The organism is Frankia sp. EI5c (genome assembly GCF_001636565.1).
In the GTDB taxonomy this organism is placed as follows: domain Bacteria; phylum Actinomycetota; class Actinomycetes; order Frankiales; family Frankiaceae; genus Parafrankia.
Genome location: NZ_LRTK01000085.1, coordinates 15,043 through 39,736, shown reverse-complemented (window position 1 = coordinate 39,736; position 24,694 = coordinate 15,043). Strand labels below are relative to the sequence as shown.

Here is a 24,694-nt window from a genome sequence, read left to right as displayed (position 1 = left end):
GCGGCCGTCCTGGTCCTCCTGCGCGCCGATCGTCGCGAGCCGGGNCGCCAGGTCGTCCTGTGCCAGCANGGGCAGGTCGGCGGGTGGGTGCGCTGTCACCCGCAGGATCATCTCGGCGGCCAGCTGGATCTCGTGGAGCTCGGACTCGTGCAGCATCGCGACCGTGAGCAGAAGTGCTCGCTGCGAGCCGCTCTGAAGCTTCCGGACGAGGTCCCGCACCTTGCCTGACTGATCGGTCACGGCAGCGGAGGCCCGCTGGAGCCAGGCGGCGGGCCCTTCGTCCGGGCGGGCCTGGTCCCGCGCGCGGCAGGTGAGCGCGACGAGGTGCGACACCTGCCGCATCGAGGGGCGCGGGCCCAGCCGTTCGGCGAAGGGGGCGAGCGGGACGCTCTCACCCAGGTCGATCTTGGACGCTCTGAGGTGCCTCGCCAGAACCTCCGTCTCGAGCGGCCTGCCGATCTCGACACGCAGAAACTCGAATTCCGCCCGGAGCCGGTGCCTCCTCTCGGGGAGGATCAGGACCAGGTAGGCGCCACGCTCCCGCAGCGTCTCCCGGAATGACGACAGCGCACTCTGGACCTGCTCCCAGAGAACGTCGTCCGCGTTCGCGAGATTCAGCCACATCTGGTCGCCGGCGCCGACCCGTTCGCGGGCAAGGGGGCCTCGTTCGTCCTCCGGGGCCGCGGTCAGTTCGTGCAGAGTGCCCGACAGGCAGGCAAGGTCGTGGAGGAGGACCTGTGCCGCCGCCGTGCGCCCGCTGCCNGGTGCCGCGCTGAGCAGAACGGTCCGCCAGCTCAGGAGTTTCTCCCGGGCCTCCCGGTAGCGCGCCGGATGAACGAAGCGGTCGTACAGGCGCTCGAGCTCATCCCNGGCGACGCGCCGAGGAGCCCACCGCGCCCCGGCCGGCACCTCGACGCCGTAGTAGCGGATCGAGTTGTCGACGGTCAGTGATCCGTCGCCGGTGTTGACCGGACCGTGGGAGGCACTGACCGAGACGGTTCTTCCGATCATTCCTGGCTCGGCATGCTGGGCGGGACGTCGGACGCCTGGTTCAGGTTTCCCTGCTGGGCACCGGCCACGTAGTTCACGTTGCCACCGGCGAAATGCGGCGAGTTGGTGACCAGGCTACCGCTTCCGGTGTTCACCGGTCCGCTGTTGCCCTTCACGACCGTACCGGCGTCGCCGTCGACCGTACTTCCGACGAAAGCCGTCCCGTACACGTCGCCGGCGGAGTTCACCGGGGGAGCCGGCGCCGTGGTCCCCGCTTTGTCGCCGTCATTCCGGCACAGATCCGGGACCAGCTCACACAGCTTGTCGCCGAGAGTCCGGAGGTCGCGTTCCATGTTGTGCTCGTCGAGACGATACGACTGGCCCATGGCGAACCAGCGCAGGTCCCTGGGCAGGTCGGATGGGCGCAACCGGTCGACCTTCCGGCCGTCCAGCACCGGGATGACCAGGTTCCCGCTCCGGTGCGCCTCCAGGATCTCCCGCCTGACCCAGTCCGCCGGATCGTGCAGGTCGGCCGACGTGGCCCAGTTCGGCCCCACCACGGCGATCAGCACGGCGCACCGCCGGGCGTTCACGAGGAGGTCCTCGTCGAACCGCCGGCCGAGTTGGATCGACTTCGATGCCAGGAACACCCGCGTGGTTCCGAATCGGCCGGAGAGTTCCCGGTCGATCGTGCGGGCCGTCTTGTCTCCATCCTCGGTGCGATAGTTGATGAAGATGTCGGACACGGTCTGCTCCTCTGGGATCACGAGCGGGGTCACGATGGGGCCACGATGTTCAGCGCGGCGTTCAGGTTGGGGGCCACTGCCTGGACCGAGGGATTGCGGGCGTAGCGGGCGAGGGTGCGTGCCAGCAGCCGCAGGTCGGCCGCGATGGTCGCGGAACTCACGGTCAGCGCGTGCGGCAGGACGCGGCCGATGAGCTCGCAGGCGTGGTCGATGTCGCCGGCCGTCGCGTGAGCTCGGGCTCGGCGGGTGCCGTAGCGGGCGTGGGTGCGCAGGGCATGCGAAGGGACCTGCGCCATCTCCCGGTCCAGCGTCTCGGCCGCCTGCCTCGGGCGGCCGAGATCGAGCAGACACCAACCCGTGTTCATCGCCACCGGGTCGCTGAGGTGCGTCGTCCCGAAGACGGGCGCACCGTCGTCGGACGCGGCGGCGGCGAGCAGTTCACGGGCCTCGTCCAGGCAGCGCAGGCAGTCGTCATGGTCGCCGTTGATCGCATGCCCCTGTGCCTCGCGCTGCGCGGCAAGGCCCCGGATCCGCGGCGGGAGAGCACCGTCCCGCGCCTGACGGGCGAGCGCGACGGTCTCGGCGCCGTCCTCCCGGTAGANGGCGATCAACGCGTGGCGGACCTTGGCATAGGCCGCGAGATGCGGGTCGCCACCCGCGGCGGCCAGTTCGACGGCCCGCTGCGTCCACCACATGGCCGCCTGGTCGTCCCCGGTTTCCTGCGTCAGCCAGCCGACGTACTCCGCATAGCGCGCTCCGAGGCGGAGGAGGTCCTGCCGCGCACGTGGACCGGCCTGGGTGGAGAGCTCCCGCAGCGTGTGTGTCTGTGCGATGAGGGCTGGCAGCAGGACGCCCGGACTGACGGACTGGCCCAGCCGCCGATAGTTGTCGAACAGCGTGCGGAATACCTCCACATCCGGAATGGTCTCCAGCCCGGAACTGGCATCACCTGATCTGCTGCCGACGGTGAGCTGCTGGCTGTTTCCGATACCCATCACGGAGGCTACTCCGGCGGCCATGAGCGCTCGCCTGCCGATATACTGGAACTGGCTCGCGCCATCTGGGGAAAGTCGCATGAGCCAAACCTCCTCGTCGTCTCCGTCCTGGTCCGGTGACCGGCCGGCAGCGGATTCGGGTTCCCTGCTGGAAAGTAGTTCGACGAGGACACCACCAGTCCGCAGTTCCGCGTCGCACAGGCGGGCGAGTTCCCTGTTGGGGGCTTTCGTTCCGTGTTCGATCTTGCTTAGATGCCCCTTGCTGTAATGGATCGCGGCGGCGAGCTCGGTGAGCGTGCGGCCGGCGGCCAGGCGATTCCTCCGCAGTTCGCGCCCGAAAAGCTGATTCCAGCCGGTCACGGCCACCTCCGTCGCTGTCCGAACATCCGCGGTTGTCCGTTCGATCAGCTGAGTGTCCCGCAGGACAAGTGTGGCAGTCGGAGTGTGGAGATAGTTCGGGTGCGGGAGGTTTCCCGTTTCCTCTTTCCCGGCGTTCCGCGGCCGGGGCGCCGAAATTTCACGGCCTGCCGACATCAGTGAGATGTCCGGCTTATCGGGAATGTCGGTGGTGGCTGTGGCGCGCCCTACGAAGAACCGACTGCAGGCGGGCAGTCGAGGACGCCGGGTCGGGGTGTGTCAGGTCCTGGAGGTAGATCGTCTGCACCAGGCGGAGGGCCTNGGCGGCGGCCGAGTCGGGACCCGCCCCGCCCCCCAGACGGTCACCGAAGGCACCGACGCGATCGTCGCGCTGGCCACGATCGACGCCGACGGGCCGACCAACTCCTTCGTCGACCGCTACGGGAAGGTCCCGTGGTGACCCGGCGCGGTCACGCGGGCACCCTCAGATGAGGACCCGGGTGGAGTTCGGGTCGTTGGGGTCGGACGGGCGGAAGCGAGGAATCCCCGAACCGTGCTCACCAGGCGAGGCGGTCGAATCCGGGTCACCTCCGGCGTCACTGACGCGGGACGTGACCCAGCCAAAGGCGTTGGGCGGGAGTGTCGCATTCTCCTCGGGGACGGCGAGTAACGCCTGATACAGCTCCGTGCCGTTGCTGTAACGCAGCTCGCGGTCGCGCCGACAACATTTTCGGATGAGCGCCTTGAGCTCCTGGGAACAGGTCAGCGGGGCCACGTCGACATCCTCGTACACCCGGCGGAACATGACGTTCTCGATGCTGCCCGCGCCGGGATGCGCGCCGCCGAAAAGCTCCAGGAGGACGAGCCCGAACGAGAAGATGTCGGTGCGGTGGTCGACGGGCTGGCCGGTGATCTGCTCGGGAGCCATGTATGCGGGCGTTCCCACCAGTCCGTCCCCGGTCACCTGGGTGGAGTCGCGCTCGAAACTGCGGGCGACGCCGAAGTCGATTATGACGGGCCGGCCGTCAGTGCTGATGATGATGTTGCTCGGCTTCACGTCGAGCCGGACGATGTCGAGGTTGTGCAGNTACTCGATCGCCCGGAGAGTTCCCTTCGCTATCTGGATCGCCTCGGCGGCGCTGGGCCGGGGCCTGATCTCGCGTAGCAGCCGGTTCAGCCCGAGGCCGTCGACGAGGTCCATGACTATCCCGAGCCGGCCGTCCACCTCGTCGAGGAGCTGGTAGGTGCGGACGATGTTCGGGTGGTCGAGTCGAAGTGCGATCCTGGCCTCCNGCAGGAAACGGGTGCGGGCTTCCTCTTCACCGTTGAACGTCGAACTGAGCACCTTGATTGCGCGCCGGACACCGAGGCGGGTGTCCCTGGCCACGTAGACGGTTCCCATGCCGCCGACACCCAGGACGTCCAACAGCTCATAGCGCTCGCCGCCCATGAACCGTTCCGATCTGGGCACGCGAGGCGAGGTCGAGCTGACCTCCGGGTCTTCCGGTGGCGCCGGCCGGACCGAGCCAGGCGCCGGACGTCGGCTCCGCCACAGATTCGTGCCGGTGGTTTCCGGCGCGGGGCGTGCCCCCGGAGTGCCGGCGGGACCGCCCGCAATGACGCCACCGAGAAGATCCAGGCTCTCCCGCTCGTTCGCGCGCGCGACGCGCAGTACGCGGCGGCGCATCTCATGGCTGAGTCGGTAACTCGCCATGCGCGCCTGCGAGACCCCGCCCACCAGCGTGCCGTCGCCGGACGACTCCGGCCGCTGGTTCTCGATGACCCCGCCGCCGGCGAGATGCCGCAGGACGAGGTCCACCCGCCGTTCCGACAACGACAGCAGCGGCGACAGCGCACTCTCGCCGCTGACGACGTCTGTCGCGGTGAAGACGCCGCCCTCACTGCGCAGCACCCAGTCGGCCACGTAGTAGGCGCCCAGCCGGAACCGGTCCTCCTCCAGGCTGCGCCCCTCGCCGCCGGACCGCCCGAGCANGGTGTCGAGGATCGTCGACAGGTCGGCGTACAGGCTGAGCCGTTCTCGGCTGTCCGGGTTCAGGTGGATGAGTGGTCGGCCGTCGTTCCACAGGACCAGGTCATTCAGCTCCTGCATGAGCCGGCGTGGTACCCCGCGCCCCTTGTACTCCAGATAGCCGGCCACGAGGTCGAAAGAGTCCGCATCGGTGGTTCGCCAGCCGCTCGCCTCCCGCAGGACGTTCCTGCCGCCGTCCCAGATGCAGGGCACGTACACGCGCCAGGAGAAGACACTCTCGAAGATCCCGATACCGAAGGTGCTGTCGGTGGTGGCCCGGTCGAGGACATCCACGCCGGCGACGAAGATGAAATGGGCCGCGCTCGCGGTGAGCACGTTCTTGAACACGGTCAGGATCTCGTCGAAGCAGTCGGCGCCGCGTGGGCTGCTGGTCAGCTTGTCCAGTTCGTCGATGACAACGACGAGGTGGATCGGCGGTGCGCAGCGCCGACGTCGCCAGCGCCGCCGCGGAGGGTGGCCTGAACGCCGGTGCCCGGACCAGCGCAGCAGGTCCACGATTCGCAGGAAGTCATGCTCGACGTCCGCGTCGGCATAGGCGAGGAAAGACGCCTCGGTGGCCAGGGACCGCGTGGTCTTGGTGTTTCGTTCCAGCTTCGGGGCGAGGCCGGCGAAAGGGAGCTGGCCGGCGGCGGCAAACGACCGGGCAAGCTCGTGGCCCTCTTCGGAGCGGGCGGTCAACGACATCGACGTGCGGGCGTAGGCGAGCAGAATCGACTTCCTGATCGGCTCCTCGAGCGCGCCGAGCAGGCCGGTGTCGTCCAGGGTCTCCACGACCCGTCGCATCACCGCGAACAGGAACTCGTTGCTGCTGATCGGCCGGGCTACGTTCAACGAGACCGTGAGGTACCGGCGCCGCGTGTCCTCCCGGGCGAGTGCCCGCAACGTCGACCGCACGAGCGTGGTCTTGCCCACCCCACGAAAACCCGTGACGAGGAAGGCGCCGCCGTCGGATCGCCTCAGCCGTTCCCGCAGTGTGTCGGCCAGCGTGCCATGGCCGAGATGGCCGGGAGCATTCTCTTCCACGAGCGGGCCATGAATGTAGCGGAACGTGTCCGACAGTGGGAGGTCGGACGATAAGACGCTGCTCCCCGTCATGCCGTTACCCTACCGTGATGGTCACGGTGCGGCGGCGCTCGGTACCTCGCGGTCCCGCCGGTGCTCGTCGCACCGCAGTTGGCCCGGGCTTCACTCAGGTAAGCGGCATGGGTTTCGCCGGTCGGGATTTCGGCGGAGGCGGTCGGACGTGCGGATACGGATATCCTGGCCGAATACGGCGGGAACCTTTCTAGGGCCGCCCGCGGTCGGTGGCCGGCCGGACGAGGCCCAGGTGGTCGCGCAGGGTGGTGCCCTCGTAGTCGGCCCGGAAGACGCCGCGTTCCTGCAGCAGCGGGACGACGGTGTCGGCGAAGGTGTCCAGGCCCGCGGGCGTGATGTGCGGGACGAGGATGAACCCGTCCGCCGCCTCCTCCTGGACGAACCGGTTGATCGTCGCCGCGACGGTCGCCGGGCTGCCGACGAAGGTGTGCCGCCCGGTCACCTCCATGATGACCTCCCGGGTGCTGAGCCCGCGGCGTTCGGCCAGCTCGCGCCACTGGCGGGCGGTGGCGAGCCGGTCGGAGAACATGCGCACGCTGGCCCGGCCCTTGGCGATGGTGTGCTCACCGGGCAGCGGGTCGTCGGCGGGCAGCGGGCCGTCCGGGTCGTGGTCGCTCAGGTCGCGGTTCCACAGCTGTTCGAGCATGAGGATCGCGGTGGCACCGCTGACCTGCTGGCGGCGGACGAGGGCGGCCTGCTCGTGGGCTTCGGCGTCGGTGTCGCCGAGGACGAAGCTCGCGGCGGGCAGGACGAGCAGGTCCTCGGGGGCCCGCCCGTACCGGGGGAGGCGGCGTTTGACGTCCGCGAAGAAGGCCTGCCCGGCGTCGAACTCGCTGTGCCGGCTGAAGATCGCGTCGGCGGCGGCGGCCGCGAACTCGCGGCCGGCGTCCGAGTCGCCCGCCTGGAAGATCACCGGCCGGCCCTGGGGGGAGCGGGGCACGGTGAAACGGCCGCGGATGTCGAAGTGGTTGTCCTTGTGCTCGAAGGAGCCCGCGGTGGGACTGCGGAGGAAGACGCCGGACTCCTTGTCGGCGAGGAGGTCGTCCGCCTGCCAGGAGTCGAACAGCGCCCAGGCCGCCCGCAGGAAGCTCTCGGCGCGTTCGTACCGCTGCTCCTCCGGCAGGAAGCCGCCCCGGCGGAAGTTCTCGCCGGTGAAGGCGTCCCAGGAGGTGACGACGTTCCAGGCTGCCCGGCCGTCCGAGAGCCAGTCGAGGCTGGCGAACTGGCGGGCCACCTCGAACGGCTCGTTGAACGTCGAGTTGATGGTGCCGGCCAGGCCCAGCCGGTCGGTCACCGCGGCGAGGGCGGCGAGCACGGTGAAGGTGTCCGGACGTCCGACGACGTCGAGGTCGTGGATCTGGCCGCGCTGTTCCCGCAGCCGCAGCCCCTCGGCGAGGAAGAGGAAGTCGAACTTCGCCCGCTCCGCCGTCCTGGCGAAGTGGACGAACGAGTCGAAGTCGATGTGGCTGCCCGACCTCGGGTCGGACCACACGGTCGTGTTGTTCACCCCGGGGAAGTGCGCGGCGAGGTGGATCTGCCTGGTCGGCCGGCTCATCGGGCACCTCCGGCGGCGTAGCGGTTCACCGCATGGCCGAGCCCCAGCCTCGCCNGCAGCGTTGCGGGCTCGTACTCGNGGCGGAACAGGCCGCGGCGGCGCAGCTCCGGCACCAGGCCGTGGGTGACCGCGGCGAGATCGGTGGGGAGGACCGCGGGCCGCAGCTGGAACCCGTCGATCCCGGCCCCGGCCCACTGCTCCAGCAGGTCGGCGAGACCGGTCGGCGTGCCGACGAACACGTGTGCGTCGGAGCGGAACGGGCGGGTCAGACCGGCGCGTTCGTCGAGGCGTTCCCGGCGGGCCGCGGCCCGGCGCGGGTCGTCGTCGAGGAAGACCACGAGGTCGGCCCAGACCCGCGGCGACGCCGCCGGACGACCGGCGGCCGCCCCTTCCGCCTCGACCTCGGCGCGGATTCTCGCGGCGTCCTCGACGTCACGCGGTGTCACGTGGACGAGGTCGGCCGAGCGGGCGGCGAACCGGTAGGGGAGCGTCGCGTGGGCCAGCGCCGTGACCGGGGGCTGCCCCTGCGGCGGCCGCGGCACGATCGACGGGCCGCGGACGCTGAACCAGCGGCCGGTGAAGTCGATGTAGTGCAGTTTCTCCCGGTCGATGAACCGCCCCGTGGCCACGTCGCGGATCTCCGCGTCGTCCTCCCAGCTGTCCCACAGCCGGCGCACCACCTCGACGTAGTCGGCGGCCTCGTCGAACAGGTCCGCGACGAAGGCCGCCGCCGGCCCCCCGGCCGAACCCGCGCCCCCGGCCTCGGCCGAGCCGGCGCCCCCGGGCGAGCCCACCGCCGTGGCGGAACCCGCCGCCGAGGTGGCTGCCGACCAGAACGACGGCGGGACGTCCCGCCGGCCGAAGTGCGCGGCGTCGCCCGGTGACCCGGAGATCCGCACCCGCACCCCGGCCCGCCCGGAGCTCAAATGGTCGAGAGTGGCGATGGCCTTCGAGATGTGGAACGGCTCCGTGTGGGTGACGACCACCGTCGGGACGAGGCCGATCCCGCGGGTGCGCGGGGCGGCGCGGGCCGCGACGAGGACCGCGTCGAGCCGGCCCCGCACCGCGTCGAGACGTTCGTCCGGCCCGTCGCGCCGGGACGACTGCAGCGCCAGCGTGTCCTCGATCGTCACGAAGTCGAGCCGGCCGTGCTCGGCCGCCTGGACGAGATCCGTCCAGTAGCGGCCGGTGAACAGCTCGTTCGGTCGGGCGTCGGGCTCACGCCAGGCGGCCGGATGCCACCCGCAGCCGTCCAGCGCCACGGCGAGGCCGAGCTCCCGGGCGGTCACTGGTCGTTCCAGGCTTCGGCGAGCAGCTCATAGGAGCGCACCCGGTCGGCGTGGGAGTGGGTGATGGTGGTGATGAGCAACTCGTCCGCTCCGGTGACGTCTCGCAGTGTCCGCAGGCCGCGGACCACGGTCTCCGGCGAGCCGACGAACTGGGTGTCGACCCGGTCCGCCACCAGGGCACGGTCCGCCTCGCTCAGGCCGGCCGCCGCGGCCTCCTCCGGGCTCGGGTAGGGGATCGCGCCCTGCCCCGCGCGGATGCTCGCCACCCAGGCGCCGTAGCCGCTGGCCAGCCGCCGCGCGCTGGCGTCGTCCGGGCCGACGACGACGTCCGCGGAGACCATCACCCACGGTTTCGCCAGCACCCCGGGCCTGAACGCCGCCCGGTAGGCCTCGACGGTGTCGAGCACACCCCACGGGGCGACGTGGTAGTTCGCCCCCAGCGGCAGCCCGAGCTCAGCCGCCGTCCGCGCGCTCCCGCCCGCGCTCGACGCGAGAATCCAGATCTCGAGGTCCGCTCCCTGGGCGGCGGGTGCCGAGAGCACGGTGCCGTCCTCGGTGCGGAACGAGCCGGCGATGAAGGCCTGGATGTCGCGGACGAGGCCGGAGTAGTCGTCGTCCGGGTCCTCCCGGAAACCGACGAGCCGGAGCTGCCGGCCGAGGCGTTCGACGTCGAAGGTGAGCGCCGGCGGCGCCGGGACCAGCAGACCCTCGACCACCCGCGCCGCGGGCTTGGACGCCGCCCCGGGCGGTTTCCCGGCGGTCGGCTCGGCCGCGGGCCCGCTCGCGGACGCCGCGTCGCCTCCGGCTGCCTTTCCGGCTGCGCCTGCGCCTCCGCCTGCGGCTTTGGCTCCGCCGCCGGCCCGGGCCGCCAGTTCGAGCAGCCGCCCGATGCTGGACCGGCCGAGGCCGAGATCGACCCGGCCGGGGTGCAGATGCGCGACCGTCCCGAACTCCTCGGCGATGACGACCGCGGTGTGGTGGCCGGTCTGGACCGCCCCGGAGCCGACTCTGATCCGTTCCGTCGCCGCGGCGACCAGCCCGATCAGCACCGCCGGCGCGGCGGAGGCGACGCCCGGGGTCAGGTGGTGCTCGGCCAGCCAGTAGCGGCGGTAGCCGAACTTCTCGGCGTTGCGGGCCAGGTCAACCGTGTTCCGCAACGCGTCGGCCGCGGACGAGCCGGAGATGAGAGGTGCCAGGTCCAGCACTGACAGGGGAACAGCTCCAGGTGAGGACAACGGGCCACCGCCCTCTCGATCACCATGGCGGGATCTACGGCAAGGTCACTACGAGTAACACCACTTTGTCCAGCTACGTAGTGAACATAGGCCCGGGTGTGCACCCCGTCCAGTGCCCCCGGGCGCCGTCGGCGGCCGCCGTCCCGGCCGGCGGACGCCCGGGAGGTCCATCCCTTGACCAGCCGTCAACTGCTAGCAGCCGTCAACTGCTACCGGTCGGCCTGGCTCGCGGTGTCGGCGGTGCCGCGTCCTGCGCGGCGAGCTCCTCCTGGATGACGTCCCCCAGCGAGCGGAGCATCTCCAGGGTTCGGTGCGCCTCGGCCTCGTCGACGATGCTGATGGCGAAGCCCACGTGGACGATCACGTAGTCACCGATCCGCGCGTCGGAGACGTAGGCGAGGCAGACCTCGCGGGTCACCCCGTCGAAGTCGACGGTGCCCATGAGCAGGCCGGCGACATCGACGGTCGCCACGATTCGGCCCGGTATCCCGAGGCACACGGCGCCGCACCCCCCTTCCGGCCGGGCGGCGGCGGCCCCGGCGACGGCCGAGGCCCGCCTGCCGCCGTCAGTCCGCTGCGATCCGCTCGTCGAACGGTGGATGACGGCCGGGCAGCCGGATTCCCGCAGGCGCGGGCCCGGCGCTGTTCCACCGGCTCATGTACCGCGTCATTCTTCGCCGCGGTTCCCGGCGGAGCAAGGGACATTCGGCCCGCCCATTCGGCTCAGATGGACTCCCGCGGGCCATCGTTGCGGCTCCTGTTCCGCACCGCGGCGGGCACTACCGTCCATTCGCACAAAGCGCCGCGCCGCGCTGCCGGCGGTTATNCCCGAACGGGAACACCGGAACCGCCGCACACGAACACCGAACACCGAACAGCGAACACCGAACACCGAAGTGCCGAACAGTCGAAACAGCCGAACAGGACGCACTGGGGGGCAGCCCCGGGCGGGAGGCACCCGAATGGCGAGCGAATCCGGCCGGTCGTTGTCCGCGCGGCTTGCGGGCGCGGGCGTCGACCGGCGGTCGTTCCTGAGGTTCTGCGCGGGTGTCACCGCGACGCTGGCGCTGCCGCCGCAGCTGGCACCGAAGGTCGCCTACGCGCTGGACAGCGTCGACCGCCCGAACGTGATCTGGCTGGAGTTCCAGGACTGCGCCGGTGACAGCGAGGCCTTCCTGCGCTCGCGTAACCCGTCGGTGGCGGACCTGATCCTGGGAATGATCTCCCTGGACTACCACGAGACGGTGATGGCGGCCGCCGGCGCGGCCGCGGAGAAGGCCCGCGACGACGCGGTGGCCGCCGGCGGGCACCTGGTGGTCGTGGAAGGCTCGATCCCGACCGGAATTCCCGGGTCCTGCACGATCGGGGGACGCTCGGCCGAGGACATTCTGCGGGCGGCGGTCCGCGGAGCCGCCGGCATCATCAACGTCGGTACCTGCTCGGCCTTCGGTGGTATTCCCGCGGCCGGCCCGAACCCGACCGGCGCGGTCCGGGTGGAGGACGTCGTCAGCGGGGTCGAGGTCGCCAACCTGACCGGCTGCCCCGTCAACGCGGACAACCTGACCGCCACCATCGTGCATTTTCTGAGCTTCGGCGGGTTTCCCGCGCGGGACCGTTTCAGCCGCCCGCTGTTCGCCTACGGGGAACGCATCCACGACACCTGCCAGCGGCGCGGCCATTTCGACGCCGGCCAGTTCGCCGAGCAGTGGGGGGACGAGGGCCACCGCAAGGGCTGGTGCCTTTACCGGCTGGGCTGCAAGGGGCCGAGCACCTTCCACAACTGCCCCAGCGTCCGGTTCAACGGCGGGACGTCCTGGCCGGTGGCGGCCGGGCACGGGTGCGTGGGCTGCTCGGAGCCGAACTTCTGGGACACGATGTCCCCCTTCTACGACCGGCTGCCGCACGTGGCGACGTCCCGCTTCGACCTGACCGCCGACCAGATCGGCGTCGGGGTGCTTGCGGCGACCGCGACCGGGTTCGCGGCGCACGGTGTCGGCAAGGTCGTCCAGCACAAGGTCGCCGCCCGCCGGGAGAAACAGGCCGCGGACCGGGCCGCCGAGCACGCCGAGGAAGCCGAGCGGGCTGAGGAAGCCGCGCGGCAGTCAGCGACAGCAGCCAGTGACACACAGACGGGCGAGGTGAAATGAGTCGGCTTGTCATCGACCCGGTAACCCGGATCGAGGGCCACCTGCGCGTCGAGGTGCAGGTGGACGGCGGTCAGGTCACCGAGGCCTTCGCCTCCTCGACGATGTGGCGCGGCATCGAGACGATCCTGACCGGCCGGGACCCGCGGGACGCCTGGCTGTTCGCGCAGCGGATCTGCGGCGTGTGCACCTCGGTGCACGCGCTGGCCTCGGTGCGGGCGGTGGAGGACGCCGTCGGCGCCGTGCCGCCGCGCAACGCCCGGCTGCTGCGGGACATCATCGCCGCGTCACTGTGCGTGCATGACCATGTGGTGCACTTCTACCACCTGCAGGCGCTGGACTGGGTCGACCCGACGGCGGCGCTGAGGGCCGACCCGGCGGCCGCGGCGTCGCTGGCGCAGTCGATCTCCGACTATCCGCGCGCCACCGCCGGGCTGTTCGCCGCGGTGCAGACCCGGCTGAAGGTCTTCCTGGAGAGCGGAAAGATCGGGCCGTTCACCAACGGGTACTGGGGGCATCCGGCCTACCGGCTGAGCCCGGAGATGAACCTGGTGGCGTTCAGCCACTATCTCGACGCCCTCGACTTCCAGCGGGACTACATCCGCGTGCACGCGCTGCTCGGCGGCAAGAACCCGCATCCGCAGACCTACGTGGTCGGCGGAATGGCGTCCCCGATCGACCTGAACAGCCAGGACGCCATCAACGCGAACACGCTGCAGGAGGTGGCCCAGATCCTGCGGCGGGGGCTGGAGTTCGTCGACCAGGTGTTCCTGCCGGACCTGGAGGCGATCGCCGGCGCGTATCCCGAATGGACGACCTACGGGCGGGGCCTGGGCTCCTACATGGTCTTCGGTGACTATTCACCGTCCCCGCCGGGAATCGCCCGGCCGCCCCGGGACGGGCTTTTCCCCGGCGGGGTCATCCGCAGCGGGAGCCTTTCGGTGGAGCCGTTCGACCCGGCGGGCATCACCGAGTCGGTGGCCCACTCGTGGTTCCGCTACGAGCGGGAGGGCGCCGCGCTGTCACCNTGGCTGGGGGAGACCGAGCCGCAGTACACCGGCCCCGAACCGCCCTTCGAGCAGCTGGACGTCGAGGGGAAGTACACCTGGCTCAAGGCGCCGCGTTACAAGGGGCTCGCCGTGGAGGTCGGCCCGCTGGCCCGCATGCTCGTCGGCCACGCCACCGGCGACGCCCGCATCGACCCGCTCGTGCGGGGCGCGCTGGACCGCCTGCACCTGCCGCCCGAGGCGCTCATGTCCACCCTCGGCCGGGTGCTGGCCCGCGGCCTGGAGACGAGGCTGATGGCGCAGCACTCGCTGGAGCTCGTCGACCAGCTGCGGGACAACGTCGCCGGCGGCGACCTGGCGATCGCCGACACCGGGAAGTGGCGCCCCACCTCCTGGGCGGACGGCACCCTGCGCGGGGTCGGCTTCCACGAGGCGCCCCGCGGGTCGCTGTCGCACTGGGTCGTGATCGAGAACGACCGCATCCGCAACTACCAGGCCGTGGTGCCGACCACCTGGAACGCCAGCCCCCGCGACGCCGACGGCAATCCCGGCGCCTACGAGGCGTCCCTGGTCGGCACGCCGGTCGCCGACCCGCAGCGGCCGCTGGAGATCCTGCGCACCCTGCATTCGTTCGACCCGTGCATGGCCTGCGCGGCGCATCTCTACGACGCCGACGGCCGCGACATCATCGAGGTGCGGGTCCAGTGACCGGCTCCGCTTCCACACCGTCCGCCGAGGTGGCGGCCGCGGCCGGCGAGCCGCAGGAACTGGTCCGGGTCCGGGTGTGGGACCTGCCGGTGCGCCTCATCCACTGGCTGCTCGTGCTGGACCTCGTCGTCCTGTCGGTCACCGGCTACCTCATCGGCAACCCGGACATCGACCCCGGCGGCCACACCTACTGGGTCTCCTGGACGAGAACCATCCACCAGGTCACCGCCTACGTGTTCATCGCGCTGATCCTGGGGCGCGTCGGCTGGCACCTGCGGTCGCCCAACCCGTGGTCGCGGTGGACGGAGTGGATACCCGCGACCCGGGAGCGGATCGGGCAGATCGTCCCGTCGCTGCGCTTCTACATGTTCCTCACCCGGGAGGCGCCCCCGGTCATCGGCCACAACCCGCTCGCCGGTCTCACCTACTGCGTGCTCTACACGATGTTCGCGGTCGAGATCATCACCGGCCTGGTGCTGTGGGGCGCGGAGGGGAACAGGTGGGCGTCCTGGCTCACCGGCTGGCTGCTGCACGTGGTGTCGCTGCCGACGATCCGCCTCGTCCACCATCTGATCATGTGGTTGACCTGGGGCTTCATGATCCATCACCTGTACAGCGCCATTCTGGTCGACCGGGTGGAGGGCACCGGGGTGATCGGTTCGATCTTCTCGGGCAACAAGTTCCTTCCCAAGGACCACCGGTGACGCCGGCCGGCGGCGCCCACCGGGCCGACCCTGAGGCGGCGGTGCTGCGTCAGCAGATCCCGGTGGGGGAGACGGCCGCGCCCGTGCTGGTCCTCGGCATCGGCAACGAGCTGCTCGGCGACGACGGGGTCGGCGTGGTTGCCGCCCGGCGGCTCGCCGCGGCGCCGATGCCCGGTGTCGACATCCTCGACGGCGGCACGCTCGGGCTGATGCTCATGCCGTACCTGGCCGGCCGGCAGGCCGTCCTCGTCCTGGACGCGGTGTCCACGGCGCACGGCCGGCCCGGTGACGTCATCGTCATTCCTGACGGGGATGTCCGCCGTGGTCACGGGGTGCGTGCCACCGCCCACGACGTCGGGCTCGTCGACGCACTGGCCGCCACCGAGCTCGCCGGCTGCGCCCCCCGGCACGTCGCGCTGGTGGGCGTCGTGCCCGAGTCGATCACCGACCGCTTCGGCCTCAGCGCTCTGCTCGAGGCCCGCGTCGACGCGCTGGTCGACGCGGCCCGCGCCGTTCTCGCCGACTGGCGCCCCGTTCCCTCCGACTGGAAGGTGCAGGTACCCGGACATGCATGAGGCTGGCCTCGCCCGCGCCGCGGTCACCACCATCATTGAGGCCAGCGCCGGTGCGCCGGTGCGCACCGTGGTCCTCGCCGCGGCGGACGGGGTCGACATCGCCTCCGCCGCCGCCGCCTGGCGGGCCGCCGCGGCCGGCACCTGCCTGGAGACCACCGACGTGGCCTGGCAGCGTGTCCTGGACCGGTTGCGCTGCTTCTCCTGCGGCCACGAGTACGACGGCACCCGCCTCGACCCGTGCACGGCCTGCGGCGGCAACGGCCTCGTCGTGGCTCCCGCGGACGAGCTGGCCGTGGTCAGCTGGACGACCTGACCGCATCCGCAGCCGGCTGCGCGCCGCATCCCGCGCTTCCCGGCAGCCTCAGGTCCGCGGGGAGTCCGCGCGGGGGTCCTGGCCGCGGACGGAGTGCAGGGCGGCGGCCAGGTCAGCGATCTCCGGCGCGTACTCCAGCCGCCGTGCCCAGCGCTCCGGCACGGCCCCGGCACCGTCCCGGGCGCCCAGCAGGCCGCCCACGATGGCGCCGGTGGTGTCGGCGTCGTCGCCGCGGTTGACCACGCCGATCAGCAGCTCCTCCAGCGACGCCGGCTGCTGGAGCGCCCACACGGCCACGGCCAGGGAGTGCACGACGTAGCCGGTGGTCGGCAGGTCGGTCAGCGGAGTCGCTTCGGGGGTGGCGAGGGCCGCGGCGATCTCGTCATCGCGGACGGGGGTCGCCGCGTCGCGTCCGGTCCGCAGGGCCGCCGCCGGCGGCGCTCCGTCGACGAGGGCGGACACGATGGCGGTGTAGGCGACGCAGGCGTGCACACAGCGTGGATCCGCATGCGTGACCGCGCTGATCTCGGCCGCCTCCCGGGCGCACCGGCCCGGCTCGGCACGGGCCAGGCCGGTCGGGAGGGCCCGCATCAGGCTGCCGTTGCCGGCGCCGCCACCCTGGGCCGCAGCCGTCGCGGCGGCGCCCGCCGCCAGCGGCTCGGCACCGTCGGCGAGCAGCCGCAGGGACGCGGCGGTCATCCCGCCGATGTCCCGGGGCCGACCGTGGTACCAGCGCAGGAAGTGCTCCGCGACGGCGGTGAGCCGGTAGCCGCCGGCGTAGGCCCGGGCCACGGCGACCGTCAGGTCGGTGTCGTCGGTGCCCTGGCCGGGCCGCCAGCCGAACGGGCCGCCGCCGATGATCTCGGTGTGGACGCCGTGCCGGCGGCGGATCTCGTCGGGGGTCTGGAACTCCAGCGTGGCGCCGAGGGCGTCGCCGGCCGCCAGCCCGAGCAGCGCGCCGTGGATGCGGTGCGCCGCGGTCAGAGTCGTCATCGTCAGGACGGTATCCAAGGCCCCCGCATCGGCGGCCGGGCCGGCCGCGGGCGGGGCCGCCGGCCCGGCGCGGAGCGGCTCGGCGGGGACCGCCGGTCGTAGTAGGGGCCCTCCCCGAGGCGGCAGCCGTCGGCGAGCAGCCGGCGCTCCTGCGTTCCGCTGCGGATGCCCAGGACGATGACGGGGAGCCCGTCCCGGGTGACCGCTCCGACCAGCGCCGAGCGGACCACGTCGACGAAGGCCGGCTGCCCGTCGAGGGAGCCATCCTGGAGTGACTCGTCGCAGTCGCCGGTGAGCGAACCGTGAAGTCGGACGATCGCGATGGGCAGCTCGCGGAGCAGGCGCAGGGAGGTGGGGTCGCCGGCGACGTCGGTGAGCGCGCAGCGGACGCCGTGATCGCGCAGCCGGCCCAGCACCGCCCGCGCCGCGGCCGGGTCGCCGAAGCCGGGTGCCGCCGCACTGAACGCGGGGATGATCGCCCGCGGTGGGATCCCGCGGGCGGTGAGTCCGTCGATGATGTCGGTGACCAGCGAATCGTCCACGGCCCGGCCGGCGGAGAACGGTACGAGGAGCACGGGAGGGACCTCGCCGCGGACGAGGTCGTCGAACCCGCGTCGCAGCAGGAACGAGTCGAGGTCGCGGCCGAACCCGCCGCGGTCGGCGAGTTCGTGCAGCCGCTGTGGCGTGATGGTGCCGATCTGGGGGTGGTCCCAGCGCACCTGCACGTCGCGGGCGACGGTGTGACCACCGCCGAGGTCGACGACGCGCCGGTAGTCGACGTCCAGGGTGCCGTGGCCGGGCTCGCCGCGCAGCACCGCCGCGAGCTGGCCGCCGAGCTGGCCGCCGGGCCGCACCACCGGCACGGCGGGGGTGGGCCTGCCGGCCCGGCGCACGACGAGGCCGCCCTGCCGGGCGCTCTTCGCCTCGTACATGGCGAGGTCCGCGTCCCGCAGCATGCTGTCCGCCGTGATGGGCGGCGCGTCGGCGGGCCGGGTGGGGCCGGCGATGACGAGGCCGAGGCTGATCCCCACCGGGTGGCTGCGGGCCGCCAGCTCGCAGGGTGCCGGCAGGGTGCGGGCCAGCCGGCGCGCCACCGCCTCCGGGTCGTCGCTCGCGCTGTCCAGCACGACGGCGAACTCGTCGCCTCCCAGGCGGGCGACGGTGTCGGTCGGGCGGGTGCCGCGCTGGAGCCGCTCGGCGACGACCCGCAGCAGCGTGTCACCCGCCGCGTGCCCGAGACTGTCGTTGATCTGTTTGAAGTCGTCGATGTCGCAGTAGAGGACCGCGAGCTGCCGGCCGTCGCGGACATGGCCGGCGACGGCCTGCTCCAGCCGCTCGGTGAACAGCGCCCTGTTCGCCACGCCCGTCAGCGGGTCGTGGAACGCCTGGTGGTGCAGTTCGCGGCGGCTGGCCTCGACGAGGGTCAACAGCCGGGCGCGCTCGCCCAGCGTCGCCAGCTGCCGGCCCACGAGCAGGACCAGAAGACAGATCAGGGCGTACAGCTCAAGATCGCCGGTGCGGGTGCCGGTGGCCAGCCGGATCAGGATCAGCGTGCCACACCCGCCGAAGGCGAGGTAGGGCAGCGCCGCGCGCAGTCCGAGGACCCACGGGCCGGGCGCCGGCCGGGGGGCGGGGTCCGCGGGCCGCGGTGGGAGCGGGACCAGCGCGGCGAGCAGCAACAGCAGCCAGGCGAACAGGTAGCCGAGATGCACCGCGACGGGCACCCGGCCGTTGTTCGCCGCGGCCAGGTGCAGGTAGCCGGCCATGGTCAGGGACATCACGGTCAGGCCGGCGCCGAGCAGCGCCAGCGTCCGGACGGACCGGGGCCGGCGGACCATGCCGAGCAGCGCCGCGGCGACGACGAGGACCAGGCTGACCGCGGTGGCGCCAAAAATGATCATCATTGCCGACTTGTTGAGCGAGGTCCGCTGCGCCACCGGGCCGAGGATGGCGGACCAGGCCACCAGGGCGATCGAGCCGACGATGAGCGTGCTGTCCAGCACGGTGATCGCGTACCAGTGCCGGCCGTGCGGGAGCGGGGGCCCGCGCGGCCCCACCCGCGCCGGCAGCGGCTCGGACGGCAGCAGGAGCAGCCCGGCCAGCGCCGGCAGGTAGATCAGGATGAACCCGGCGTGCGTGACTTTGATCTGGTCGTACACGTCGGCGCCGTGCACGAGGCCGTACCAGCCGTTCAGGAGTCCGAGCCCGAAGCCGCCGAGCGTGGTCAGACCGACCAGCACGCGCCAGAGCCGGTCCTCCGGCGGCGCGTGCCGGGCGGTCACCAGCAGCGTGCCGGTGAGGGCGAACGTGGCGACGGCGCAGGCCACGTCGACGGACTGCAGGTCGCGGGGCGCCGGGAGGACCACCATGCAGATCACGACGAGGAGCGCGAAGATCCCGCATGCCAGGGCTCCCCAGGCCAGCGGGTGGGCCCGCAACCCTGATCCGTCCATCGACCCGCGTCACCCCCGATCGGCACCGGGCGATCGCCGCACCGGCCGGGCCGGAACCGCTCCCGCACTGTTCCGGGCCCGTGCCGGTGGGCCTCCCAAGCGGCATCATTCTAACCGTTGGTAGTCAATCAAACCCTCATCGTGCTTATTTTCATGATCCTTTACCGGTTTGGCGGTGTCGGAGGTGGTTCGGAGTCCACCCCGGCGCCTCCGCGGGAGCCGTCACCGGCCGGTGGTGAGGACCATCCGGTGGCGGACGTCGCCGGAGAGCATCCGCTGGTAGGCGGCCTCGGCCTCCGCCAGCGGGCGGGTCTCGGTCATCGGCCGCACCCCCGTGAGCGCGGCGAAGTGCAGGGTCTCCTCGACGTCGAGGGCGGTGCCCGAGGGATGGCCGTGCACGGACCTGCTGGTCGAGATGAGCTGGAACGGGCTGACCTGGATCGGCTCCGGGTCGGCCCCGAGCACGATCAGCTCGCCGCCGGGCCGCAGCCCGTCGATGGTGGTGCTCATGGCCGCGGAGCTGCCCGCGGTGGCCAGCACGACCCTGGCACCACCGAGCGCCTGCAGCTGCTTCGCGACCTCACCGGCGGTGCTGTCGATGTAGTGGTGGGCGCCGAGCCGCGCGGCCGCGTCGGCGCGGCCGGAACCGCGGGCGATGGCCACCGTCTCGAACCCCAGCCGGTTGGCGAACTGCACACCCAGGTGACCGAGACCGCCGAGGCCGAGGACGGCGACGAGGTCACCGGGTCGGGCGGGGCTGCGGCGCAACGAGTTGAAGGTCGTCACCCCGGCGCAGCCCATCGGAGCCGCCTCGACCGCGGTCAGCGAGTCGGGGATGCGCGCCAGCGCGGTGGCCGGAACGACGACGGCCTCGGAGTAGCCGCCCGGGTAGGCCCAGCCCGGCACCTGCATCCGCTCGCAGTGGATGAAGTCGCCCTCCCGGCAACCGCGGCAGCTGCCGCAGTTGCCGCCGAACCAGCCGACCGCGACCCGCTGCCCGGGCACCCAGCCGGCCACATCGTCGCCGAGCGCGTCGATGCGGCCCGCGATCTCATGGCCGGTGACCAGCGGGAACGGAACATCGGGGAACACGGCGTTGATGAAGGCCGAGTCGGAGCGGCACACGCCGCAGGCCTCGACGGTCACCCGGACCTGGCCCCGGCCGGGCTCCGGCAGCTCGCGCTCGACGATGCGCAGCGCGCCCCCGGGTTCGTTGACCTGGGCGGATCGGATGGTGGGCATGGGCAGACCTCGCTGTCGATGCGGAAGACGCCGATCTGGGACGACGTCGGTATTGGGCGGGAACCGCGGCCCGGTGGCGTGCCGCTCGTCCATCTCATGCCCCGAGAGCGCCCGCTGAGGCGGCCAGAGTGGCCCGGCCCCGCCTAGGAACGCCAGGACCACCTTCGCCGCTCGGGTGCCGTGCCGTGCCACGGATACTGGTCGTCGTGGTGTACAACGCCGAGCTCAGGGAGTTCCTCCGGTCCCGCCGCGCCCGGCTGCGGCCGGAGGAGATCGGCCTCGCCGGCGCGGCCGGCGGGGCCGGCAGCCGACGGGTGCCGGGCCTGCGGCGGGAGGAGCTCGCGGCGCTGGCCGGCGTCAGCGTCGACTACTACGTGCGCCTCGAACAGGGCCGGAACCTCAACCCGTCCGAAGCCGTCCTCGACGCGATCGCCCGCGCGCTGCGGCTGGACGAGACCGAGCGCTCGCACCTGTTCCACCTCGCCCGGCCGCCCGCCGCCCGCCAGCGCCGCGCCCCGCGCCGCCCGCAGCGCGTCGCCGGCGCCACGTACCAACTGCTCGAGACACTCGACGAGGCCGCCAGCCCGGCCCTCGTCGTGGGCCGGCGGATGGACGTGCTCGCGATGAACAGGACCAGCCGGGCGCTCCTCGGCGACTTCATCGCCCTGCCCGCCCGGCAGCGCAACTACGCCCGGTTCCTCTTCCTGGACGACAACGCCCGCGACCTGCACCTGGACTGGGCGACCATCGCCGCCGAGGCCGTCGCGACCCTCCGCCTCGACGCCGGCCAGCACCCCGACGACACCGAACTCTCCGCGCTGGTCGGTGAGCTGTCGGTCAAGAGCACCGAGTTCCGGCGCTGGTGGGCCGACCACCGGGTGCTGATCCGCACCGCCGGCACCAAGCGCTACCACCACCCGGTGGTCGGAGACCTGACCCTCACCTACCAGAACCTGAAACTGTCGGACGATCCCGAGCAGACCGTGCTGGTCTACACCGCCCCGGCCGGTTCCGCCGCGCACACCGCCCTGCGGCTGCTCGCCCACTGGAACACCGACACGGCCCGGCCCGCGAACCCCAGCGAGCCCGCCACCGCGAGTGAGCCCGTCACCGCGGGCGAGCCCAGGATTCCCGGCGAGCGAGCGAGGCCCGGCGAGGACGGCTGACGCCCTCCCGGTCGCCGTTCTGTCGGTGGTGGGCGAGAGCATCTCGCGGTATGGAGACGAACACCGCGGACCGCAACACCGCGGACCGCAACACCGCGGACGGCAACACCGCGGAGGGGGCGGTCGACGAGGGGCTGCTCGCGGCGGTCCGCGCCGCCCTGGCCGCGGCCGCGGAACCGGAGCGGGCGCCGGCCATGCGGTCCTACATGAAGTCGGCGATGCCCTATCTCGGAGTGCGCAAGCCGGTGCGGGTGCTGGCGCTGCGGCCGGTGTTCGCCGCGCGGGTCCTGCCGGACGCACCCAGCTGGTCGGCGACGGTCCTCGCACTGTGGCGGCAGGCGGAGTTCCGCGAGGAGCGGTACGCCGCGATCGACCTGAGCGGCCATCGGGCCTACCGGGCATACCAGCGCCCCGAGACGCTGGACCTGTACGACGAGCTGATCACCACCGGCGCCTGGTGGGACTACGTCGACGAGATCGCCGCACACCGGGTCGGCCCGTTGCTCGCGGCCCATCCCGAGGTGATCCGCCCCGTGATGCTGCGGTGGGCCACCGACAGCCAGCTGTGGCGGCGGCGGACCTCGATCATCTGCCAGTTGTCGTTCAAGGCGGCGACCGATCTCGACCTGCTCTACGCCTGCATCGACGCCAACCTCGACGACCGGGACTTCTTCATCCGCAAGGCCATCGGCTGGGCGCTGCGGCAGTACGCCTGGACGGACCCCGCCGAGATCCGCCGCTTCGTCTCGGCCCGGGGCGACGCCCTCTCCGGGCTGTCACGGCGCGAGGCCCTGAAGAACCTGGGCTGAACGATCAGGCCAGCGGTCCAGTCCACCGGGCGGCGTAGCCCGCGGTGCCTTCGGCGACGGCGGTGTGGACGGCGCGGGCCAGGCGCGCTCCCCATTCGGAGCGCGGGCCGCAGTACTCGGCCGGCGGCTGCCCGTCGGGCGGGCTGTTCGGGCAGCACACCACGATGGCGTCGGACGCCGTGCCGGTGCCGGGCATACCGGCCTCCAACAACGCCTGGCTCTTCGCCTCGGTAGCCGTGATCACCGCGTTGACCAGGGCGGCGTCACTCAGGTGCACGGGCAGCAGGCACACCAGATTGACCGTGCCGGGGCGCCACCTGGCCGCCGGCAGCGCCAAGCCCTCCGGCGCGGCGGCCCAGGTCGGGTATGACAGCCCGACGGTCGCGTCGCAGCGGACACCGCCGTCGTCGGCGCTGCACATCCGCCGGACCTCCGCGGCGGTCATCAGCCCGGCGCCGGTCTCCACGGGCAGGCCGAGCTCGGCGGCTACTTCGCTGAGGTGGCGGGCGGGATCGTCCCGGCGGTAGTCCAGCGCCACCTCGGCGTTGACGACCCAGCTGCCGTGCGTGAGCCCACCGCCGAGCACCGCACTGGAGATCATCCGCACCGGCGCCGGGAACCGCCAGACCAGCACCGGCCGCCGTCGGCCGGCACCGTCGTCCCGGTGCTCACGCTGGTCGAACTCCACCGCCAACGGCGAGGGAACCGCGGCCAACGGCGAGGGAACCGCGGACCCGGCCGGTTCCGCGGAACCGGCGAGCTCGACGCTCACCACGGCCGTACCGCCGAAGCGGGCGGGCAGGCACTCACCGGTGCCGGCGGCCCGGCGCACGCGCCGGCCTGATCTCGCCGAGCCTGGCAGCCACCCCGTCAGCCTTCCTTGCCGTCTCGACCATCTTCCTTGCCGTCTCCACCGTCAACTCCCTGCCGACACCTTAGCGAGGAGTCCGGTCGCATCCGGGCCGAGAGGGCCCGCCGCGGCACTTCCGCCGACCGGGCGATCCGCGCCTTCCGCATCGCCGCGGTGTGCCGCCACACGGTCCGTGCCAGCGCTGTCACGTTCGCCGACACATTCCGACCGTTGATCAGCCAGCCGGAGTTCTGTACGACCTGGTTGCGGTTCTGAAGCGCTCCCAGACCCATTCCGGAACGTGGGGAGGACCTTCGGGGAGTGTTCCGAGCCAGCCGACCCCCCAGGTGTCGACGGTCATTCCGCGGGCTCCTCGGCCGAGTGGCTCCTCGACGAACTGGGAGACCAGTTCAAAGGCGAGATCGTCGGGGGACGGGACTCCCGCGTGGCCTTCGAGGCCCCGGGAGACATCCCAGCGCACCGCGGCCACGACCTGGTTACTGACGTAGGAACTCGTGAAAAAGAGTATGCAGACGGCCGTTCCGCCGCCGCGTTCGTCGAGCCAGGCCGCGACCGGTCGACCATCGGTACCCGCTGCCAGCCTTCTTCGTACGGCCTCCAGCACTTCTGATGCCCGGGCCGTGAGCGAAAGAGAGGTGAGCGGATCGCCGGCCGAAGATGGTTCCACTTCTGGGAGTACTCCCTTCTCGCGCCAGCCAGGAAAAGCCGGTCAGCTGGTGAGGCATGAGATCTGCCGCGAACGCACGGTCAACCGGTTGGCCGGGGCGGCGGTGGTGGAATGCCGGGGCCGCGCAGGGACTGCCAGACCCGCTCGGGCAGGAGTTCGGCGGCGGTGGTGAGAGCGAGGCCGGCCGGGCCGGCCAGCCAGCGGCGGGCGAGTTCGGCGGGTGGCCCCACCAGCAGCATCTCGATCAGGGCGTCGGGCAGGTCGACGATCCGGCCGGCGCTGGTGTGCGGGCGCAGCCAGGCCAGCAGGCGCTCCATCCGGGCGGCCTTGGCGGGGGCGAGGAACGCGGCCTGCTCCGGGGTCCTCGGCGCGAACCCGGAGAGATGGATGACCCGGGCGGCCGTGGGTTCGTCGGCGACGAAGCCGAGGTAGGCGGTGACCGCGGCGCGGATCCCGGCGGGTGCCCCGTCCGCCTCCTCGACGGCGGCCACCAGGCGGTCCAGCAGTCGGGTCAGGCAGCGGCTGTAGAGCGCGGCGGCCAGGCCGTCGAAGGTGCCGAAGTGGTGGTAGAGGCTGCCGAGACTGACTCCGCTGGCGGCGGTGACGGCGGTGACGGTGAAGCCCTCGGCCCCCCGGGCCGCGTACACGTCGAACGCCGCGGTGAGCAGCCGCTCGACGGTCTCCTCGCCGCGCTGTTGCCGGGGAGCCGTCGCCTTCCGGGGAACCATCG

The 24,694-nt window shown here is 72.1% G+C and carries 20 protein-coding genes and 3 pseudogenes; 8 read left to right on the top strand and 15 right to left on the bottom strand.

Annotated features, from left to right (window positions below):
* Positions 1-1,007: 1,007 nt before the first annotated feature.
* From UG55_RS23060 to UG55_RS23025, 10 genes and pseudogenes are all read right to left on the bottom strand, one after another.
* On the bottom strand, positions 1,008-1,736 hold the full coding sequence (locus tag UG55_RS23060) for a toll/interleukin-1 receptor domain-containing protein (protein WP_066072970.1): 729 nt from the start codon (positions 1,734-1,736) through the stop codon (positions 1,008-1,010).
* A gap of 602 nt (positions 1,737-2,338) precedes the next feature.
* The coding region (locus tag UG55_RS30285; protein WP_206779412.1) for a helix-turn-helix domain-containing protein at positions 2,339-3,097 on the bottom strand (759 nt) is incomplete at its 3' end.
* 475 nt (positions 3,098-3,572) lie between these two features.
* Positions 3,573-4,175, bottom strand: a complete 603-nt coding sequence (locus UG55_RS47995; protein ID WP_396230985.1) for a serine/threonine-protein kinase — start codon at positions 4,173-4,175, stop codon at positions 3,573-3,575.
* Between the two features lies 1 nt (position 4,176).
* A pseudogene (locus UG55_RS47990) lies at positions 4,177-4,380 on the bottom strand (hypothetical protein); the annotation flags it as partial.
* 1 nt (position 4,381) lies between these two features.
* Positions 4,382-4,538, bottom strand: a pseudogene (locus UG55_RS47985) (serine/threonine protein kinase); the annotation flags it as partial.
* Between the two features lie 543 nt (positions 4,539-5,081).
* A partial coding sequence (locus tag UG55_RS30275; protein ID WP_206779411.1) for an ATP-binding protein occupies positions 5,082-6,233 on the bottom strand: 1,152 nt, incomplete at its 3' end.
* Between the two features lie 190 nt (positions 6,234-6,423).
* Positions 6,424-7,788 carry an NtaA/DmoA family FMN-dependent monooxygenase gene (locus UG55_RS23040; protein WP_066072945.1) on the bottom strand — a complete coding sequence of 455 codons (1,365 nt, stop codon included), beginning with the start codon at positions 7,786-7,788 and terminating at the stop codon, positions 6,424-6,426.
* Between the two features lie 79 nt (positions 7,789-7,867).
* The coding region (locus tag UG55_RS23035; protein ID WP_242424969.1) for an LLM class flavin-dependent oxidoreductase at positions 7,868-9,077 on the bottom strand (1,210 nt) is incomplete at its 3' end.
* Positions 9,074-10,312 (bottom strand): LLM class flavin-dependent oxidoreductase, encoded by a 1,239-nt coding sequence (locus UG55_RS23030; RefSeq protein ID WP_242424968.1) that lies wholly within the window; start codon positions 10,310-10,312, stop codon positions 9,074-9,076. The genes UG55_RS23030 and UG55_RS23035, both read right to left, overlap by 4 nt.
* A gap of 202 nt (positions 10,313-10,514) precedes the next feature.
* Positions 10,515-10,811 (bottom strand): HypC/HybG/HupF family hydrogenase formation chaperone, encoded by a 297-nt coding sequence (locus tag UG55_RS23025; RefSeq protein ID WP_066072939.1) that lies wholly within the window; start codon positions 10,809-10,811, stop codon positions 10,515-10,517.
* 463 nt (positions 10,812-11,274) lie between these two features.
* On the opposite strand from UG55_RS23025, the gene UG55_RS23020 reads away from it, so the two are divergent.
* The 6 genes and pseudogenes from UG55_RS23020 to UG55_RS23000 all read left to right on the top strand — a co-directional run bounded on the left by UG55_RS23020 (position 11,275) and on the right by UG55_RS23000 (position 15,763).
* A complete protein-coding gene (locus tag UG55_RS23020; protein WP_066072937.1) occupies positions 11,275-12,459 on the top strand; it encodes a hydrogenase small subunit in 1,185 nt (394 codons plus the stop codon).
* Positions 12,456-13,483, top strand: a pseudogene (locus tag UG55_RS42290) (nickel-dependent hydrogenase large subunit); the annotation flags it as partial. The gene UG55_RS23020 and the pseudogene UG55_RS42290, both read left to right, overlap by 4 nt.
* 1 nt (position 13,484) lies before the next feature.
* The coding region (locus UG55_RS42285; RefSeq protein WP_242424967.1) for a nickel-dependent hydrogenase large subunit at positions 13,485-14,171 on the top strand (687 nt) is incomplete at its 5' end.
* Entirely contained in the window at positions 14,168-14,875 is a 708-nt protein-coding gene (gene cybH / locus UG55_RS23010) for a Ni/Fe-hydrogenase, b-type cytochrome subunit (RefSeq protein ID WP_066072932.1), read from the top strand. The genes UG55_RS42285 and cybH, both read left to right, overlap by 4 nt.
* A complete protein-coding gene (locus UG55_RS23005) occupies positions 14,872-15,450 on the top strand; it encodes a HyaD/HybD family hydrogenase maturation endopeptidase (protein WP_242424966.1) in 579 nt (192 codons plus the stop codon). Before cybH ends, UG55_RS23005 begins: the two co-directional genes overlap by 4 nt.
* Complete coding sequence (locus tag UG55_RS23000; RefSeq protein ID WP_066072930.1) at positions 15,443-15,763, top strand: hydrogenase/urease maturation nickel metallochaperone HypA; 321 nt, start codon at positions 15,443-15,445, stop codon at positions 15,761-15,763. Before UG55_RS23005 ends, UG55_RS23000 begins: the two co-directional genes overlap by 8 nt.
* A 48-nt stretch (positions 15,764-15,811) precedes the next feature.
* Here the strand turns inward: UG55_RS23000 and UG55_RS22995 are convergent, their stop codons facing one another.
* From UG55_RS22995 to UG55_RS22985, 3 genes are all read right to left on the bottom strand, one after another.
* Positions 15,812-16,756 carry an ADP-ribosylglycohydrolase family protein gene (locus UG55_RS22995; protein WP_066072929.1) on the bottom strand — a complete coding sequence of 315 codons (945 nt, stop codon included), beginning with the start codon at positions 16,754-16,756 and terminating at the stop codon, positions 15,812-15,814.
* 2 nt (positions 16,757-16,758) lie between these two features.
* On the bottom strand, positions 16,759-19,209 hold the full coding sequence (locus UG55_RS22990; protein WP_128423139.1) for a diguanylate cyclase: 2,451 nt from the start codon (positions 19,207-19,209) through the stop codon (positions 16,759-16,761).
* Positions 19,210-19,431: 222 nt separating this feature from the next.
* Complete coding sequence (locus UG55_RS22985) at positions 19,432-20,451, bottom strand: alcohol dehydrogenase catalytic domain-containing protein (protein ID WP_066072925.1); 1,020 nt, start codon at positions 20,449-20,451, stop codon at positions 19,432-19,434.
* A 185-nt stretch (positions 20,452-20,636) separates the two neighbouring features.
* Between UG55_RS22985 and UG55_RS22980 the strand changes: the two genes are divergently transcribed.
* Positions 20,637-21,617, top strand: a complete 981-nt coding sequence (locus UG55_RS22980) for a helix-turn-helix domain-containing protein (protein WP_242424965.1) — start codon at positions 20,637-20,639, stop codon at positions 21,615-21,617.
* Between the two features lie 50 nt (positions 21,618-21,667).
* Positions 21,668-22,426, top strand: coding sequence for a DNA alkylation repair protein (locus UG55_RS22975; RefSeq protein WP_083987112.1), 759 nt, complete (start codon positions 21,668-21,670; stop codon positions 22,424-22,426).
* Positions 22,427-22,430: 4 nt separating this feature from the next.
* Here UG55_RS22975 and UG55_RS22970 read toward each other — a convergent pair whose 3' ends face one another.
* On the bottom strand, positions 22,431-23,114 hold the full coding sequence (locus UG55_RS22970) for an adenosylcobinamide amidohydrolase (protein ID WP_396230986.1): 684 nt from the start codon (positions 23,112-23,114) through the stop codon (positions 22,431-22,433).
* 930 nt (positions 23,115-24,044) lie between these two features.
* The gene (locus UG55_RS22960) at positions 24,045-24,692 is read right to left on the bottom strand and encodes a TetR/AcrR family transcriptional regulator (protein WP_066072921.1); all 648 of its coding nucleotides are present in this window, start codon (positions 24,690-24,692) and stop codon (positions 24,045-24,047) included.
* Positions 24,693-24,694: the final 2 nt, after the last annotated feature.

Bases quoted from the DNA above. Each gene is read 5' to 3' on its own strand.
- UG55_RS23040 (WP_066072945.1), bottom strand. From the start codon at position 7,788: ATGAGCCGGCCGACCAGGCAGATCCACCTCGCCGCGCACTTCCCCGGG.
- UG55_RS23020 (WP_066072937.1), top strand. From the start codon at position 11,275: ATGGCGAGCGAATCCGGCCGGTCGTTGTCCGCGCGGCTTGCGGGCGCG.
- UG55_RS23000 (WP_066072930.1), top strand. From the start codon at position 15,443: ATGCATGAGGCTGGCCTCGCCCGCGCCGCGGTCACCACCATCATTGAG.
- UG55_RS22995 (WP_066072929.1), bottom strand. From the start codon at position 16,756: ATGACGACTCTGACCGCGGCGCACCGCATCCACGGCGCGCTGCTCGGG.
- UG55_RS22990 (WP_128423139.1), bottom strand. From the start codon at position 19,209: ATGGACGGATCAGGGTTGCGGGCCCACCCGCTGGCCTGGGGAGCCCTG.
- UG55_RS22985 (WP_066072925.1), bottom strand. From the start codon at position 20,451: ATGCCCACCATCCGATCCGCCCAGGTCAACGAACCCGGGGGCGCGCTG.
- UG55_RS22975 (WP_083987112.1), top strand. From the start codon at position 21,668: ATGGAGACGAACACCGCGGACCGCAACACCGCGGACCGCAACACCGCG.
- UG55_RS22960 (WP_066072921.1), bottom strand. From the start codon at position 24,692: ATGGTTCCCCGGAAGGCGACGGCTCCCCGGCAACAGCGCGGCGAGGAG.